Origin of the sequence: Ruminococcus sp. AM31-15AC (assembly GCF_003462045.1) — a bacterium.
Lineage (GTDB): Bacteria > Bacillota > Clostridia > Oscillospirales > Ruminococcaceae > Hominimerdicola > Hominimerdicola aceti.
Map to the genome: position 1 here is coordinate 1 of NZ_QTYG01000008.1, position 16782 is coordinate 16782.

General features: G+C 42.0%; 12 protein-coding genes. 5 read left to right on the plus strand and 7 right to left on the minus strand.

All coding sequences use genetic code 11. The features are described from left to right. Positions 1 to 126: 126 nt before the first annotated feature. The 6 genes from rsmG to DW793_RS03635 are packed head-to-tail and all read right to left on the minus strand — an operon-like array spanning position 127 to position 7263. Positions 127 to 846, minus strand: coding sequence for a 16S rRNA (guanine(527)-N(7))-methyltransferase RsmG (gene rsmG / locus DW793_RS03610; RefSeq protein WP_118157095.1), 720 nt, complete (start codon positions 844 to 846; stop codon positions 127 to 129). 1 nt (position 847) lies between these two features. Continuing rightward, on the minus strand, positions 848 to 2731 hold the full coding sequence (gene mnmG / locus DW793_RS03615) for a tRNA uridine-5-carboxymethylaminomethyl(34) synthesis enzyme MnmG (protein WP_181988279.1): 1884 nt from the start codon (positions 2729 to 2731) through the stop codon (positions 848 to 850). 36 nt (positions 2732 to 2767) lie between these two features. Continuing rightward, positions 2768 to 4138, minus strand: coding sequence for a tRNA uridine-5-carboxymethylaminomethyl(34) synthesis GTPase MnmE (mnmE, locus tag DW793_RS03620; protein ID WP_118157097.1), 1371 nt, complete (start codon positions 4136 to 4138; stop codon positions 2768 to 2770). Between the two features lie 12 nt (positions 4139 to 4150). Continuing rightward, positions 4151 to 5104 (minus strand): TIGR01212 family radical SAM protein, encoded by a 954-nt coding sequence (locus tag DW793_RS03625; RefSeq protein WP_118157098.1) that lies wholly within the window; start codon positions 5102 to 5104, stop codon positions 4151 to 4153. After that, positions 5097 to 5870 (minus strand): hypothetical protein, encoded by a 774-nt coding sequence (locus DW793_RS03630; RefSeq protein ID WP_118157099.1) that lies wholly within the window; start codon positions 5868 to 5870, stop codon positions 5097 to 5099. Before DW793_RS03630 ends, DW793_RS03625 begins: the two co-directional genes overlap by 8 nt. 16 nt (positions 5871 to 5886) lie before the next feature. Beyond that, entirely contained in the window at positions 5887 to 7263 is a 1377-nt protein-coding gene (locus tag DW793_RS03635; protein ID WP_118157100.1) for an acyltransferase, read from the minus strand. Between the two features lie 224 nt (positions 7264 to 7487). On the opposite strand from DW793_RS03635, the gene DW793_RS03640 reads away from it, so the two are divergent. Then, a complete protein-coding gene (locus DW793_RS03640; protein ID WP_118163735.1) occupies positions 7488 to 8417 on the plus strand; it encodes an NAD-dependent epimerase/dehydratase family protein in 930 nt (309 codons plus the stop codon). Positions 8418 to 8498: 81 nt separating this feature from the next. Beyond that, positions 8499 to 9848: a CAP domain-containing protein gene (locus DW793_RS03645; RefSeq protein ID WP_118157101.1), complete on the plus strand. Its 1350-nt coding sequence runs from the start codon at positions 8499 to 8501 to the stop codon at positions 9846 to 9848. A gap of 56 nt (positions 9849 to 9904) precedes the next feature. Here the strand turns inward: DW793_RS03645 and DW793_RS03650 are convergent, their stop codons facing one another. Continuing rightward, positions 9905 to 10771 (minus strand): ParB/RepB/Spo0J family partition protein, encoded by an 867-nt coding sequence (locus DW793_RS03650; protein ID WP_118157102.1) that lies wholly within the window; start codon positions 10769 to 10771, stop codon positions 9905 to 9907. Between the two features lie 287 nt (positions 10772 to 11058). On the opposite strand from DW793_RS03650, the gene DW793_RS03655 reads away from it, so the two are divergent. The 3 genes from DW793_RS03655 (at position 11059) to nifJ (ending at position 16720) form a co-directional block, all read left to right on the plus strand. Beyond that, positions 11059 to 11850 (plus strand): ParA family protein, encoded by a 792-nt coding sequence (locus DW793_RS03655; RefSeq protein WP_117877472.1) that lies wholly within the window; start codon positions 11059 to 11061, stop codon positions 11848 to 11850. A gap of 46 nt (positions 11851 to 11896) precedes the next feature. Further along, positions 11897 to 12811, plus strand: a complete 915-nt coding sequence (locus tag DW793_RS03660; protein ID WP_118157103.1) for a ParB/RepB/Spo0J family partition protein — start codon at positions 11897 to 11899, stop codon at positions 12809 to 12811. A 339-nt stretch (positions 12812 to 13150) separates the two neighbouring features. After that, the gene (gene nifJ / locus DW793_RS03665) at positions 13151 to 16720 is read left to right on the plus strand and encodes a pyruvate:ferredoxin (flavodoxin) oxidoreductase (protein WP_118157104.1); all 3570 of its coding nucleotides are present in this window, start codon (positions 13151 to 13153) and stop codon (positions 16718 to 16720) included. Positions 16721 to 16782: the final 62 nt, after the last annotated feature.

Sequence of the window (16782 nt, forward strand, 5' to 3'; positions counted from 1 at the left end):
TTGGTATTTTTTCATCAAATTTATTATACCACAAAAAAGACTGCTTTCCTACCCTTTTAAGGGTGGTTGCAGTCTTTTTTTATTGCGCGTTTTTTTACAGCGCCTTTTTTTGTGCATATATTTGTATTATAATTTTTTCTTTTTCATTTGACCCTTGTTGCGTGGATATTTCTCAGGCGTTTCAGATACTTTTCTTATGAGGATAAGTGTTCTGCCGTCACCTGTTGGAAGCTCATAGTCAAAGACATCTTCGACCTTTCCTCCCAGTATCTTAATAGCATTTTTAGCCTCTTTCAGCTCGTCATTTCCTCCTGAGCCTTTCAATGCAACGAAATATCCTCCGACTTTTACAAAAGGCAGACAGTATTCGCATAGGTCGCTGAGGTTTGCCACTGCTCTTGCTGTGGCAATGTCAAATTGTTCACGGCATTCCATGCTTCTGCCAAGCTCCTCTGCTCTGCCGTGTATGCAGGTCGCACCAAGGTCAAGACTTTCTGAAAGCTGAGCAAGAAAATTTATCCTCTTGTTAAGGCTATCCAAAAGTGTAAGCTTTATATCGTCACGGACGATTTTCAGTGGACAGGACGGAAATCCTGCCCCTGTGCCGACATCTATTACCGTTGCATTTTCTTTTACCTCGAAAAGTGTGAAAGGATAAACGCTGTCAAAAAAATGCTTTATTGAAATTCCCTCAGGGTCAGTGATAGCAGTAAGATTTATTTTCTCGTTCCATTCACAAAGCAGATCTGCATAATCTTCAAAGCGTGAATAATCACTGTCAGATATTGTTATATCATAATTATCAAAAAGCTTTATAAAATCGTCCTTAGAAATAAGCTTTGACATACTATTCCTCCCTATGGTCATTCTTTGATGAGAGCCATACCAAAAGCACACCCACGTCAGCAGGGTTTACTCCGCTGATTCGGCTTGCCTGACCAACTGATACAGGCTTTATTTTATTGAGCTTTTCAATTGCTTCAAGTCTAAGACTTTTTATATCATTATAGTCAATATCCGCAGGCAAAGCCTTTTTCTCCAGCTTTCGCATAGCCTCCACCTGTTCAAGCTGTATCTTTATATAGCCGTCATATTTTATCTGCAATTCTACCTGCTCTTTTACTTCTGCTGAAAGCTCAGGTCTTTCCTTATCGAAAGGAGCAAGCCCGTCATATGACACCTGTGGTCTGCGGATAAGCTGAGCAAGCTTTATGCCGTTGTTGAGAGGGTCAGTGCCTACAGATTCAAGATAGGCATTTATCTCAGGATCTGGTGCAATATTTATTTTTGAAACACGCTTTATCTCAGCGGCTATCTGTTCATTTTTGTCAAGCAAATGCTGATATCTTTCGTCTGAGATAAGCCCTATCTCATGACCTATAGGCGTGAGCCTTATGTCAGCGTTATCTTGTCTTAGCAAAAGTCTGTATTCGCTTCTTGATGTGAGCATTCTGTAAGGGTCTGAACAACCCTTTGTTACAAGGTCGTCAATAAGAGTGCCTATGTATGAGGACGCTCTGTCAAGAATAAGCGGTTTTCTGCCGAGAATTTTCAGTGCGGCATTTATGCCTGCAATAAGACCTTGTGCGGCGGCTTCTTCATATCCCGAAGTGCCGTTGAACTGACCTGCGCCGTAAAGACCGTCAAAAGCCTTGAACTCCAGCGTAGCAGAAAGCTCTGTAGGGTCGCAGCAATCATATTCTATGGCATAGGCATTTCGCATTATCTCAACGTGTTCAAGTCCTTTTATAGTGTGCAAAAATTGAAGCTGAACAAACTCAGGCAGTGATGACGACATACCTTGCAGATAATATTCGTCAGTGTCAAGACCCATTGGCTCAATAAAAAGCTGATGCCTTGGCTTATCTGAAAATCTCATTATTTTGTCCTCGATAGACGGACAGTATCTTGGGCCAATAGCGTGTATCCTACCCGAATATATAGGTGAAAGATGTATGTTATCTCTTATTACCTTGTGTGTTTCTTCATTTGTATAAGCCACATAGCATTTGACTTTATTTTCAAGCTTTTCATGATTATCAAAAGAAAATGGCGTTATATCATCGTCACCGCACTGAACTTCAAGCTTGTCAAAATCTATGGAACGCTTGTGTACACGGGCAGGAGTGCCTGTTTTGAAACGTCTTATTGTCATTCCTGCCTTTTTAAGACATTCTGTCAGGCTGAGTGCAGGCAAAGTTGCGTCAGGGCCGCTTGAATATGATACTGCACCCACATGGACAGTGCCGCCAAGGTAAGTTCCCGTTGAGATAACAACAGCCTTGCAGTCATACTCAGTGCCAAGCTTTGTACGCACACCACGGACAGTTTTGCCGTCCTCCTCAAATAAAATATCAGTTATCTCAGCCTGCTTCAGATAAAGCCCGTCAGTATCTTCGATAGTCTTTTTCATAAGTTTATGATATTCAACACGGTCTATCTGCGCCCTCAGACTATGAACAGCAGGACCTTTTCCACGGTTGAGTATCCTGCTTTGCAGAAAAGTTTTATCCGCCGCTTTGCCCATTTCTCCGCCCAAAGCGTCTATCTCACGAACAAGATGTCCCTTTGCAGTTCCGCCTATAGAGGGGTTGCATGGCATATTGGCAACACCGTCAAGTGTTATGGTAAAAAGTGCCGTCTTTAGTCCAAGCCGTGCCGCCGCCAAAGCCGCTTCACAGCCTGCGTGACCTGCACCTACCACAATAATATCAAAATATTCCTTTTGCATAATAAAACCACCTGTCTGAAAATAAGACCATATAAATTACTTTCCTACGCAGAATTTTGAAAATACCTCGTCTACCACCGCTTCTGTAGCTTTTTCTCCTGTCAGCTCCAAAAGTGCATTTGCGCCATTGTCTATCATCACAGTAACAGCGTCCAAAGTCTCTCCCATATCAAGGCTTTCAAGAGCCATGGCAAGATATTTTCTTGCACGTTCTGCACAGGCTATTTGACGCTCGTTTGCAAAAATCGTGCTGTCAGCGTCATATCCGCCAATGCCCAAGAGCTTCTCTGCGGCTTTTTGCAGCTCTTCTCTGCCCTCGTCAAGCTTCGCAGAAATCTCTATCACATAGTCTGAATATTTTTCAAGCTGCGACCTTTCAACAACATTTTCAAGGTCAGACTTGTTGAGAACTATGATAACTTTCTTTTCAAGCCTTTTTACATATTCAAGAAGCTCCAAGTCTTCCTCGTCAAGCTCTCTTGAAATGTCGAAAACTTCTATCACAAGCATAGCGTTTTTAAGCTTTTTCTTTGCTATCTCAACGCCTATTTTTTCAACTTCATCATCAGTTTCATGTATACCTGCAGTGTCGGAAAGCTTCAAAATAAGCTCGCCAAGCTTTGCACTTTCTTCGATAACATCTCGTGTAGTGCCTGCCACATTTGTGACTATGGAGCGATCATATCCCAACAGCATATTCATAAGTGTCGATTTTCCAACGTTCGGCTTGCCTGCGATAACAGTGTCAACACCGTTTTTCAGTATCATACCGCTGTCATGATCTGCTATTATTTTATCAAGCCCTGCCAAAGCGTTTTTAAGGCTCTCTCTGAGATTATCCTCAGATATCTCAGGCAAGTCCTCCTCCGGATAATCCACCCATGCCGCAAGCTCACCTAGTATTGTGACAAACTTTCTTGACATATCAGAAATCAGCCTGAAAAGCCTGCCCTCTTTTGTAAGATTTGCAGAATTAAGCGCATATTCTCCCTGAGCGGAGATAGTTTCCATTACACCCTCAGCCTGAGTAAGTGAAAGCTTTCCGTTGAGAAAAGCCCTCTTTGTGAACTCACCCCTCTGAGCAAGCTCTGCACCCTGTTCAATGCAAAGTCTGAGAACTTTTTTTGTAACATATATTCCGCCATGGCATGATATCTCGCAGACGTTTTCGCCGGTGTATGACTTAGGCGCACGGAAAACCGTCAGAACGCCGTCATCAACTTCTCTGCCGTTTTTGTCAACTATTTTTCCATATGCACAGGTATAGCCTGCCATGTTTTCAACACTTTTGCATGACAGCGGTTTAAAAACTTTTGCACCTATGCTCATGGCATTTTCACCGCTTATTCTTATGACTGATATACCGCCCTCAGCGAGTGGTGTCGAAACTGCACATATATCTTTCATTTTTACCTCTTTTTACTCCGACAGAGCCTTTCCCTGCCATGAATTTCTTCTTCCCATTTCCTTGTCTATCTCGTTCATAACGCAGAATTTTTTCAAACTCCACAAAGGTGCAACAAGGTCGTCCTTTGCACCATCACCTGTCACACGCTGTATTACTATCTCCGCAGGCAGAAGCTCCAACTGGTCGCAGACGATATTGACATACTCGTCCATATCCAAAGCCCGAAATTCTCCACGCTCATACATCTGTGCAAGCACAGTGCCTTTTAAAACGTGCAGAAGATGTATCTTAATGCTTTGTATATCAAGCTGACCGAGAGTTTTAGCCGTTTCAAGCATCATATCCCTATCCTCACCGGGAAGCCCGTCGATGATATGCACGCACACATTCACATTGCGTTTTCTCAGCATTTCATAGCCTTTGAGAAAATCCGCAAAAGTATGACAGCGGTTCATTTTCAAAGCCGTTTCGTCATGTATAGTCTGCAAGCCAAGCTCTACAGTAAGAAACGTCTTTTCCGCAAGCTCACCGAGCAAGTCGGCTTTTTCTTCGTTGATGCAATCTGCCCTTGTTGCGATAGAAAGCCCTGCCGTATTTTCAAATGACAGGGCTGTATAAAACATTTTTCTCAGCGTTTCAACGTCAGCATAGGTGTTTGAGCCTGCCTGAAAATACGGTATGCACAGACCCTTGCTCCACTTCTTGCTCATTTTCTCCCTTATCTCTCTGTACTGAGTAAGGATATCCTCATGAGGGTCGCCTGCAAAATCTCCGCTCATTTTTGCCGAGCAGAACACACAGCCCCCCACACCTTTTGTGCCGTCTCTGTTCGGACAGCCAAGATCAATATTAAGGGGTATCTTGAAAACCTTAGTGCCGAACTTGTGCCTTAGATAATAATTATAGGTATGATATCTTTTATTGTCATCAGAATAGGGAAAAGGGTTATCAAATCTGCTATTCATCTGACGGTCCCTCAGTTTGCTCGGTGGTTGGTTCTGCAGTTTCTGTCGGCTGAGTTGTGGTCTCAGTTGCCTTTGTTGTGGTCGTGGTAGTAGTAGGACCGGGCTGTACTATAGGCTCAGTTTCGGTGACAGTATAGTAAGGCTTGTCATTATTTGTGGTAGTGGAAGCCGTTGAAGTCGTTGTGGTGCTTTTAGTTTCCTCTGGTCTGTCAATAGCAGTGGTAGTTGTTGTTTTTTTCTTGTCCTCTTTTTTCTTTGTGGTAGTTACTTCACCGTCCTGCGGTTTTGCAGTGGTGGTGATAACATTTTCGTCAGGATCATCACTGTTATTATTAGTCGGATGATCGAAGCTGTTGTGATTAGAATCAGTATTGTCAGGCGTTTCCTTTATAGGGTCAGTGACCTTATTGCCGATACCGTAAATAAGAGAGATACGCTCCTCAACAGCTTTCATGGCGTCAGGAAAAGGTATACTATTATTATAAGAGTCCTCCAATGCCTGAGTGTAATCCCCTGAAAAGAAAGTCTTGAATGTTAAAGACAGATTGTTGTCCTCCACAATGTCGCTTCCTGAAACTGAAATAAAGAATATGCAGGCAAATAGCATTATGACCGCTATGGAAAGAAGATTTATAAAGCTGTAATGCTCCTCCAAATTCGTTTTGGCAAGCTCTTCAGCCGCTTCCTCCGCAGCCTCGCATTCCTCCGGTATCTCATATTCATTGTCATCGTGAACGATATTGAATCGTGTAGTTTTCTTATCCATTAGTATTTTCCTCTTTTTATGCCGCATATTCAGCCGCAAGTGTTATAACGCTCACTGCAAAAACAAGCACTGTCATAATGGTCTTTGTTATCATAACTCTGCCATAAGCCGCCTGAGACTTCTGTGAAAGCTTTTTAAAAATCTTGCAGAAAGCCCTTTTTGCAGGTGGGCAGACAATAAAGAACGATATTACTATAAGGGTGATATTTTTCAGCACTGCACTTTTTACAGACACGCTCAAGGTGTATTTCACATTTACTCCTGCAAGTGCAAAGAGCCATTTTTTATAGCCGTAGAAGCTGTCAAAATAAAGTCCTCCAAAAATAACGAGAGCTGTCAGCACAAGATAGATATACTTCACAAGGTCAGGCAGCTTTGAAAGCGGTCTTTCAAGAAACAGCTTTTCAAGGATACAAAGCACAGCCGCACAAAGTCCGACGATAATGAAATTCACCTTTGCCTGATACCATACAGAAAGAGCCAGACCGCAAAGTATATAGCATACAAAAGTAAAGACCTTGTTCATGTTTTTTTTGCAGCAGAAAACCTCGCTGAAAAAGTCAACAACAGTTGTATTGAAGCTTTTTATCATACCGGTGAAAAGTCCGTCAGCCTCAATGTTTGTGTAGTTGTCGGGATAAACAAAGCCGTTTGTAAGACCAAGTCCCATTGCCATATCCGAAAGTCCTGTGAAAAGAAAATAATACTGAGCCAAGAATGACAGCATACCAAGCCAACAGCCAAGGGTAGTTATCTCTTTGCCGTTAAGTCCTGCAAGCTTTATCTGTTCAAAAACGCCTGCAAGAAGCACCACCTTGCCAAAACCGAAAACTATCTTATTAAGTCCCTGGTTGAGCTTTGCTCCTGTGATCTCACGATGCCTTATCTGTGGCTCAATATCACCGTATCTCACAAGAGGTCCCACAAGCATAAAATGCAGTGACACCATATAAGTCAAAAGGCAGAAAATGTTTTTTTCTGCTTTGCAGTTGCCCTTGAAAACGTCATAGACATAAGAAATCCCTCTGAGCATATAATAACCCATACCAAGTGGAAGTATGGCAGCGTCAAAACTGAGCTTTTTTACCTTATTATAAAGGATATTCTGACCGAATATCAGCATAAGAGATACGTTCATTATAATATCCAGCGCCAAAAATATCCTGCAAAGGGCTTTGTTCTCACGGTTTTTTGAAATAATAAGACCAAATATCCAATCAAAGATAACTGACAGAAAAATAAGACAGAACACAAAAGGTCTGCCCCAACTGAAAAACAGCAGGGAACAAACTATCAGAATGAGGTTTTTATATTCTGCACTTCTGTCGAAAAGCGAAATAATGGTCATTATCGGGAACATTCCCAGTATAAATATAAGATCGGAATAAACCAAAATAAATTGCTCCTTAATATTTTTATGTGTTAAAATATTTTTATATTTTTTTACTTATGATTTATACCTATAATTTTATCACAATTCACTAAATATAGCAAGCAAAATTATAAAGAAAATCTAAATTTTTCAGTTTTCTTCAAAAAGTATTTGCAATTAATAAAAACTGTGGTATAATTATAGTAAATAAATGTGCAATTCTACTTGGGGAAGGAGTGGCAGAGTTGGCTTCAATTTTAGTTACAGGAGCAAGCGGAATGATAGGCTTGTACCTTACATCCAGCTTACTGCACAAAAAGCATCGTGTATTCGGTATAGATACACGCAAAAATGAGTTTATTGGAACTGATCCAAACTATACTTTTATCCAGTGTGATATTACAGATAAGGACGCTATTACAAATGTAATCGATAGCAACAAGATCGACGTTGTCGTGCATCTGGCAAATTCTGTAGATAACGATATAGATCCATATGTAACAGACGCTGAGATGAAAAAGAGCAAGATATGTGATAAGTTCATATATGCGGCTGCAAACAAGGCTGAGGTAAGGAGCTTTATCCTGCTCAGCACAACAGCAATATATGGTGTACAGAAAGGCAGAGAACCAATAAGGGAAACTGCTCCTGAAAAGGGAAATTCAAACTATGCAGATCTTAAGATGACATCTGAGAAGATAATGCAGAAGGAATTTAAAAAGTCTGAAACTATACCTGTTATTGCCAGAGTAGCTCCTATTTATGACGCTGAGTATACACAAAATCTGAGAGACAGAGTATTTGACGCAAAGGAAAATGTTGCATACATATTCAATGATGGAGAATACGGTTTTTCATTCTGTTGTGTATTCAATCTTATCGACTTTATAAATGGTATCATCAATGTGCCGACAGGAAGATATGAGGGAATCTACAATCTTGCTGATTCAAGGCTGATAACGGCAAAAGAGATAATTGATTATGAAAAGGAACATCACCGCATAGGTGCAGTTATCCAGAAATCACCTGGAATGGGAATAAGCATCAACAAAGGTAAGATGAAAACTGATTATCGCTATTTTGACCCATCTATCACATTCAACAACTGGAACATAGACAACACAAGGGCAAAGAGAATAGCACCTTTCAGATGGACACTTTCAAACACAAAATAAACTCACAAAGGCAGTCCCAGGGCTGCCTTTTTTGTATTGTTCCATGTGGAACATTTGATATAACAGGAGAGCTAAGATATCATGGAAAGCAATAGGTTAGTTAAAATATTATGTGTTGTCTGTGCGGCAGGCTGTTGTCTTTCCTCTTGCGGAAGCACAGGGGAAGAAAAGCCCAAAAAGCTTTCAAGCGTCAGCACAGGAGTCACCACAACTGTGACCACAAATAAAAAGTCTGCCGAAACTATCACGGGTTCAGTGACTACTATACAAACAGCAGCGACTTGTACAAAGATAGTTTTTGATGGCGGCTATACCCTTTTTGCAAATGTGCAGGGGGGATATACTCTTATAAACAGTTCAAATGAGATAGTGAACTCTTTTGAGATAACTGATGATAACGGTGATAAGCTTGTACTGACTTGTGACGGAAATACTGTCACTGTCACTAAGAACGGAAAAAAGGTCAACTCGTTCAGTTATAAAGGCACAAGGATAATAATATCAGCCAACGAGGTCTACTATGCAAACACAAAGGTGACATATGTTGATGAAAGCTTCAGCAGCTTTAACGTAACTGACAAGGTGACTATAAGGTGTATCGCAGAGAACAAGTTTGAAATTGTAAAAGACGGCAAGACAGTAAAGAAAGCTACTGTAAAAGATGTGAACGGCTCAAAGTATGTGCTTGAAGCCATGGATAAGGGCATGGAGATAACAAACACTGATAATGAGCTTATGGAATCCATAGTGGTAGGCAATAACTACATAAGCGTGTCAGGGGATAAGGTTATCATAAACGGAAAGACCATGCGGCCACCTCACAGTGCAGATATAAAAGCTGTGACTACAACTGTTACTACAACAACGACAACGGCTGCTACTACCACAACGACTTCAAAGAAAACTGAAAAGAAAACAGAAACGCAAACTGAAACTGTTACCGAGCCTATGCAGGAAGAACAGCCCTCTGCTCCTCAGCCTGCCGAGCCTGCTGAACCTGATTCAAGCACGAATATGTCAAATAGAAATCTTTCTGCTGAAACATCTGAAATGCTTGGCTATGTAAATGAAGTCAGAAAACAGTATGGTTTAAGAGAGCTTGAGGGACTTGAGCTTCTCGACTCTGCGGCAGATGTGCGAGCAAACGAACTTCTGGAAAATTATTCTCATGACAGACCTGACGGCAATTCATACATCACAGCTATAGAAGAAACTGACCTTCCTGAATGGCGTGCGGTGGCTGAAAATATCGCATATGGTATGAACAGCATGACCACAGTAAAAGAGGCTTTCGACGCATGGATGGATTCACCGCCTCATAGAGAAAATATCCTCAACCCTGATGTGCGTTACATGGCGTGTGCAAAAGCCACAAAGTCAGACAACGGGGAATACACCTATTGGGAACAGCTTTTTTACAGCGACACATAAAAAAAATTGGACAGACTTTTGAGCCTGTCCAATTTTTTTGTTCCATGTGGAACATTTTATTCTGCCTGCTTTTCCGATGGTATCTTTATAATATATTCGATATAATCCTCGTGGTCGATACGTTTTGCGTCAGCGTTCACCCCTGCCATTCTCATAACATCTATCGCCTTATTGACACTGTTGAAAAACAATCTAACATCTTTTAACATAGCCGCTCTTTTGTGATAGCTCGCACGCTTTTCATCATCTTTCAGAAGCTTGGCAATATATTTTTCCAATGTGTCAACTGTCCAACCACTTTCAGCCGCTTTGTTCAACACAGCAAGCCTGCGGTCACTATCTGTGATCTTTAGCAAAGCCCTTGCGTGACGTTCTGACATATTGTTATCGAGAATTATTTTGCGTTCCTCAGCGTTAAGTTTCAGAATACGAAGCTTGTTTGCAACTGTGGATTGAGCAAGTCCAAGACGAATAGCCGCAGATTCCTGAGTCATGCCATATTTTGTGATGAGCTGAGAGATCGCTTCAGCTTCTTCAAAAAAGTTCAGGTCACAACGTTGGATATTCTCTATAAGTGCAATGACCTGCGAACGTTCCTCTGTGGCATTGATAAGTATACACGGCACTGACCTTAATCCTGCAAGCTTTGCCGCACGCAAACGCCGTTCGCCTGACACAAGCTCAAAAGTGCCTTTTACACGCCTCACTGTGAGAGGTTGTATGATCCCGTCCTGAGAAATGCTTTTTGCAAGGCTTGTTAGTTCGGCAGGTGAGAAATATCGCCTTGGCTGAACAGGGTTCGGCCTTATCTCTCCTATGGAAATGTCGATTATTTTGCCTAACGTCTGATAGGGTGAAGCCCTTTGTGATTCGTCAGTTTCTTCGCTGAAAGCTTTTGTTAATGTTTTTGGGAAAATACTCATATTTTATACCTCCGTTTCATTTTAAAATAATCATAACACTTCACGATCCTCAATTCTATATTTTATTCAGAAAACTTTTCTGCTCTTTATGACCTTGATTTTGATATTGATACTTTATTCTTTGTATTATTTTCTAAATTGTCATGGGCTTTGTCGGATAAAGTAAAAAAACTGATTTGTTCCATGTGGAACATTTTCAAGAAAATTTGTAAAAGGGTCTTTTCAAAAGTGAAAAATTGTAGTATAATAAATATGATATAATTCTACTTAGAAAAGAGGTCAAGAATATGGGAAAAATAATTGCCGTTTCAAATCAGAAAGGCGGCGTTGGAAAATCTACTACTGTTGTAAATCTTGCAGCGGTTTTTGGACTAAAGGGCAAAAAAGTCCTGATCGTTGACTTTGACCCACAGGGCAATACTACCACAAGCTTTGGTATAAAGAAAAAAAGTATCAGAAATACAGTGTTTGACGTAATATTTGAAGAATGTTCGATATTTGAAGCTGTCGTGCCAACTTCCTGCCGTGGAGTTTCAGTTGTGCCGACAACTCAGGATCTTTCAGGTGCGTCTGTATCACTTGTGAATGAAAAGGACAGAGCAATGAAGCTTCGCAACGCTCTTATGCCTGCAAAAGAATTTTATGACTACATATTTATAGATTGTCCCCCAACTCTCGATATGCTCACAATAAATGCACTTGCGGCGGCTGATTCTGTACTTATCCCTCTCCAATGCGAGTTTCTTTCACTTGAGGGTCTTGTTGAGCTCCACAATACTATCAACAGAGTAAAAACATCATTCAATCCTGACCTTGATATTGAGGGCATTTTGTTTACAATGTGCGTTGAAAGATACAAGATAACAGGTCAGATAATAAGCGAGGTCAAAAAGCATTTTGCAAAGGAAGTCTTTGAAACTACCATACCGAGAAACGTTGCTTTGTCGGAAGCCCCAAGCTTTGGTGAGCCGGCTATTTATTATGATAAGAAGGCAAAAGGCTCAAAGGCATATGAAAATCTTGCAAAAGAAATAGCTAAAAGAGAAAAGAAAAAAGCGGCAAAGAATAAAGAAAAATAATGTTCCACATGGAACATTGTATCTTATAATGTGAAAGGAAAATACAATGGCTAAAAAAAGCAAAATGGACAGAGGCTTGGATAGCCTGTTCTTTGATAATTCTATAGATGAGGTCACACGATCTGATAGTGAATCGGGAAAAAATGATAATGGCGAAAATGGCATTTCCACAGTAAGGATATCTCTTATTGAGCCTGACAAAAATCAGCCGCGTTCTGAGTTTGATGAGGACGCTCTTAATGAGCTTGCGGAAAATATCAGACAGCATGGTGTTTTGCAGCCTATACTTGTAAGACCTCTTGACAATGGAGGATATAAGATAGTTGCAGGCGAGCGCAGGTGGCGTGCGGCACGTCTGGCTGGACTTGATGAGATACCTGTTTATATAAAAGAGCTTACAGATCTTGAAGCCGCTGAGATATCCCTTATTGAAAATATCCAGCGTAAAGACCTTACACCTCTTGAGGAGGCGGCAGCTTATCAGACTCTTATGGAAACCTATGGTCTTACTCAGCAACAGGTGGCAGAAGCTGTTGGACGTTCACGTTCCGCTGTGGCAAACTCTATCAGACTTCTTTCACTTAGCGAAAATGTGCAGGAAATGCTCCGTGACAAAAAGCTCACCGAGGGTCACGCAAAGGTGCTTGCAGGCGTTGCGGATAAGGATACTCAGGAGAAGCTTGCCACAGAGTGTATAGAAAAGGGCTGGACGGTAAGAGAGCTTGAAAAAGCTATCGCCGCTTTGGAAACAAATAAAAAAGCTGAGAAGAAAATAAAGCGTACTATCACAAATCCTATGTATACTGAGTTTGAGATAAGAGTAAATCAGGCCACCGATAAGCTTCGTGTAAGTTTAAGCGAGGAAAAAAAAGGCGGCTCAAAGCTTGATGTAAAATTCAGCTCTGATGTTGATGTGGATAAGATACTCAATGCCCTCGCCGAACTTCTTATGAACTGCTAGTTTTATAATTTATATATATAAAAAATGTCTGTTTCGGCAGGCATTTTTTTATCTGTGTAATACAGCACGTCTGAAATATGAGGAAGTCATAACTAACCGAAAATAGGGGGTTTACAGCGTATAAATCAAGAAAAAATGTGGTAAAAGGTCTTTACAAATTGAAAAATAAGTGGTATACTATAAGAGTTAAAACAGATGTATCCTGAGAAAGTTTGTTACAGCTTACTTTTGAAGAAAATATCTGCTGTCCTTAAACAGACGTGCTTGAAAAAGTACGCTAAAAAGGAAATTTGAGTTTTGAGCTTTTGCTTGAAATATCGAGAAAGGAATGATTCTAAAATGGCAAGAAAAATGAAAACCATGGACGGAAACAACGCTGCTGCTTGGGCGTCATACCCATTTACAGAAGTTGCTGCTATCTATCCAATCACACCATCATCTGTTATGGCAGAAGTAACAGACCAGTGGGCTGCCAAGGGTAAGGTAAACCTGTTTGGCACTCCTGTAAAGCTTGCAGAAATGCAGTCTGAGGCAGGTGCTTCAGGTACAGTACACGGCTCACTTGCAGCCGGTGCGCTCACAACAACATATACAGCATCACAGGGACTTCTTCTTATGATCCCTAACCTGTATAAGATCGCAGGTGAGCTTCTCCCTTGCGTTATCCATGTATCTGCAAGATGTGTAGCTTCACACGCACTTAATATTTTCGGCGACCATTCTGACATCTATGCTTGCCGTCAGACAGGTTTTGCTATGCTTTGTTCTTCAAACGTACAGGAGGTAATGGACCTGGGTACAGTTGCTCACCTCTCAACTATCGAGGGCAGAGTACCATTCATCCACTTCTTTGACGGATTCAGAACATCTCACGAGATCCAGAAGATCGAGACATGGGATATGGAAGACGTAAGAGATATGGTAAACTTTGAAAAGGTTGAGGAGTTCAGAAAGAGAGCTCTTAATCCTGAGCATCCTGTACTTAGAGGTACAGCTCAAAACCCTGATATCTTCTTCCAGGCAAGAGAAGCTTGTAACCCATACTATGACGCTATCCCTGGCATCGTAGAGGATTACATGAACAAGGTAAACGAAAAGATCGGCACAAACTACAAGCTGTTCAACTACTACGGCGCACCAGACGCTACACACGTTATCATAGCTATGGGTTCTGTTTGTGACACTATCGAAGAAACAATCGATTACCTCAACGAGAAGGAAGGCACAAAGCTCGGTCTTGTTAAGGTTAGACTTTACAGACCTTTCCGTGCTGACAAGCTCGTTGAAGCTATCCCTTCAACTTGTGAGCAGATCTCAGTTCTTGACAGAACTAAGGAGCCAGGTTCTGAAGGCGAGCCACTTTATCTTGATGTTGTTGCTGCTCTTAAGGGTACACAGTTCCATGATGTAGCTATCGCTTCAGGCAGATATGGTCTTGGTTCTAAGGATACAACTCCTGCACAGATCAAGGCTGTTTACTGGAATGCAAGCTGGAAGGATACATATAAGCCAAGATTTACTATCGGTATCGAAGACGATGTTACAAACCTCTCTCTCGAAACTGAGGGCAAGCTTGACTCTGCTCCGGCAGGCACAACAGCTTGTAAGTTCTGGGGTCTTGGTGCTGACGGTACTGTTGGTGCAAACAAGAACTCTATCAAGATAATCGGTGACCATACAGATCTGTATGCTCAGGCATACTTTGCATATGACTCTAAGAAGTCAGGCGGTGTAACAGTTTCTCACCTGAGATTCGGTAAGACACCTATCAAGTCAACATACCTTATCAATCAGGCTGACTTTGTTGCTTGCCATAACGAGTCTTATATCACTAAGTACAACATGGTACAGGATATCAAGCCAGGCGGAACATTCCTTCTGAACTGCCAGTGGGAGCATGAAGAGCTGGATAAGCACCTCCCAGGTCAGGTAAAGAGATATATCGCTGAGAACAACATCAAGTTCTATACTATCAACGGCGTTAAGATCGGTAAGGAGATCGGTCTGGGCAACAGAATAAACACTGTTCTTCAGTCTGCATTCTTCAAGCTTGCTAACATCATTCCTATCGACGACGCTATCAAGTACATGAAGGACGCTGCTACAGCTTCTTATTCTAAGAAGGGCGACGCTATCGTTAAGATGAACCATGACGCTATCGACGCTGGATGTCAGCAGGTTCACGAAGTTAAGGTTCCTGCATCTTGGAAGAAGTGCAAGGATACTCCAATGGGTATGCCTGCCGCTAAGTGCGCAGATAAGACACTTCAGGACTTCGTAAACAACATTCAGATCCCTTGCAACGCTCAGGAAGGCGACAAGCTCCCTGTTTCAACATTCACAGGTATGGCAGACGGCACATTCCCACAGGGTTCTGCTGCATTTGAGAAGAGAGGTATCGCTGTTGACGTTCCTGCATGGAATGGCGACAACTGTATCCAGTGTAACTTCTGTTCATATGTATGTCCACACGCAGTTATCAGACCTGTTGTAATGACAGACGCTGAGCTGAAGAAGGCTCCTAAGCTTGCTCAGGAGAAGGCAGTAGCTATGACAGGTATGCCTGGTTACAACTTTGTAATGACAATGTCTGCTCTGGACTGCACAGGCTGCGGTTCTTGCGTAAATGTTTGTCCTGGTAAGAAGGGCAACAAGGCTCTCAGCATGATGCCACTTGAAACTCAGCTCGCTGAGCAGGAAGTATTCAACTATGGTCTTACACTTGCTGAAAAGCCAGAAGTATTCGAGAAGTTCAAGGCAACAACAGTTAAGGGCTCACAGTTCAAGCAGCCACTGCTTGAATTCTCAGGCGCTTGCGCAGGCTGCGGTGAAACACCTTATGCTAAGCTCATCACACAGCTCTTTGGTGACAGAATGTACATTGCTAACGCAACAGGCTGTTCATCAATTTGGGGTGGTTCAGCTCCTTCAACTCCATACACAGTAAACAAGGACGGCAAGGGTCCAGCTTGGGCTAACTCACTGTTCGAGGATAACGCTGAGTATGGTTACGGTATGTTCCTTGCACAGTCAACTATCAGAAACAGAACTATCGCTAAGGTTCTTGAGCTGTCTAAGACAACTAAGGCTGCAGCTCTCAAGAAGGCTTGCGAAGAGTATCTTGAAACAGTAGACGACGGCGAGAAGAACTCAGCAGCTACAGATAACCTTATCGCAGCTCTCAAGAAGACAAAGAACAAGGCTACTGAGGAGATCCTTAAGGACGCTGACTATCTGAGAAAGAAGTCAATGTGGATCTTTGGCGGTGACGGCTGGGCTTACGATATCGGATTCTCAGGCGTTGACCACGTTATCGCTCAGGGCGAGGACGTAAACATCTTCGTATTCGATACTGAGGTTTACTCAAATACAGGCGGACAGTCATCTAAGTCAACTCCAACAGGTGCTATCGCTCAGTTCGCAGCAGCTGGTAAGGAAGTTAAGAAGAAGGATCTCGCAGGTATCGCAATGTCTTACGGCTATGTATATGTAGCTCACGTTGCAATGGGTGCTGATTACAATCAGTGCATCAAGGCTATCCACGAGGCAGAGTCTTATCACGGTCCTTCAATCATCATCGGTTATGCTCCATGTATCAACCATGGTATCAAGGGCGGTATGTCAATTGCTCAGACAGAGGAGAAGAAGGCTGTTCAGGCTGGTTACTGGCATCTGTACAGATTCGACCCACGTCTTAAGGCAGAGGGCAAGAATCCATTTATCCTTGATTCTAAGGCTCCAACAGCTGACTATAAGGACTTCATCATGGGCGAGGTACGTTACAACGCACTTGCTAGACAGAATCCTGAGAGAGCTGAGAAGCTCTTTGGTAAGGCTGTTCAGAACGCTAAGGACAGATATGATTATCTGCTCAGATACGCTAAGCTTTACAATACTGAGGAAAAGTAATCTAAGTTACTATAAAAAAGACGCTCATGCACTTCGGTGCGTGGGCGCTCTTTTTTTCACCA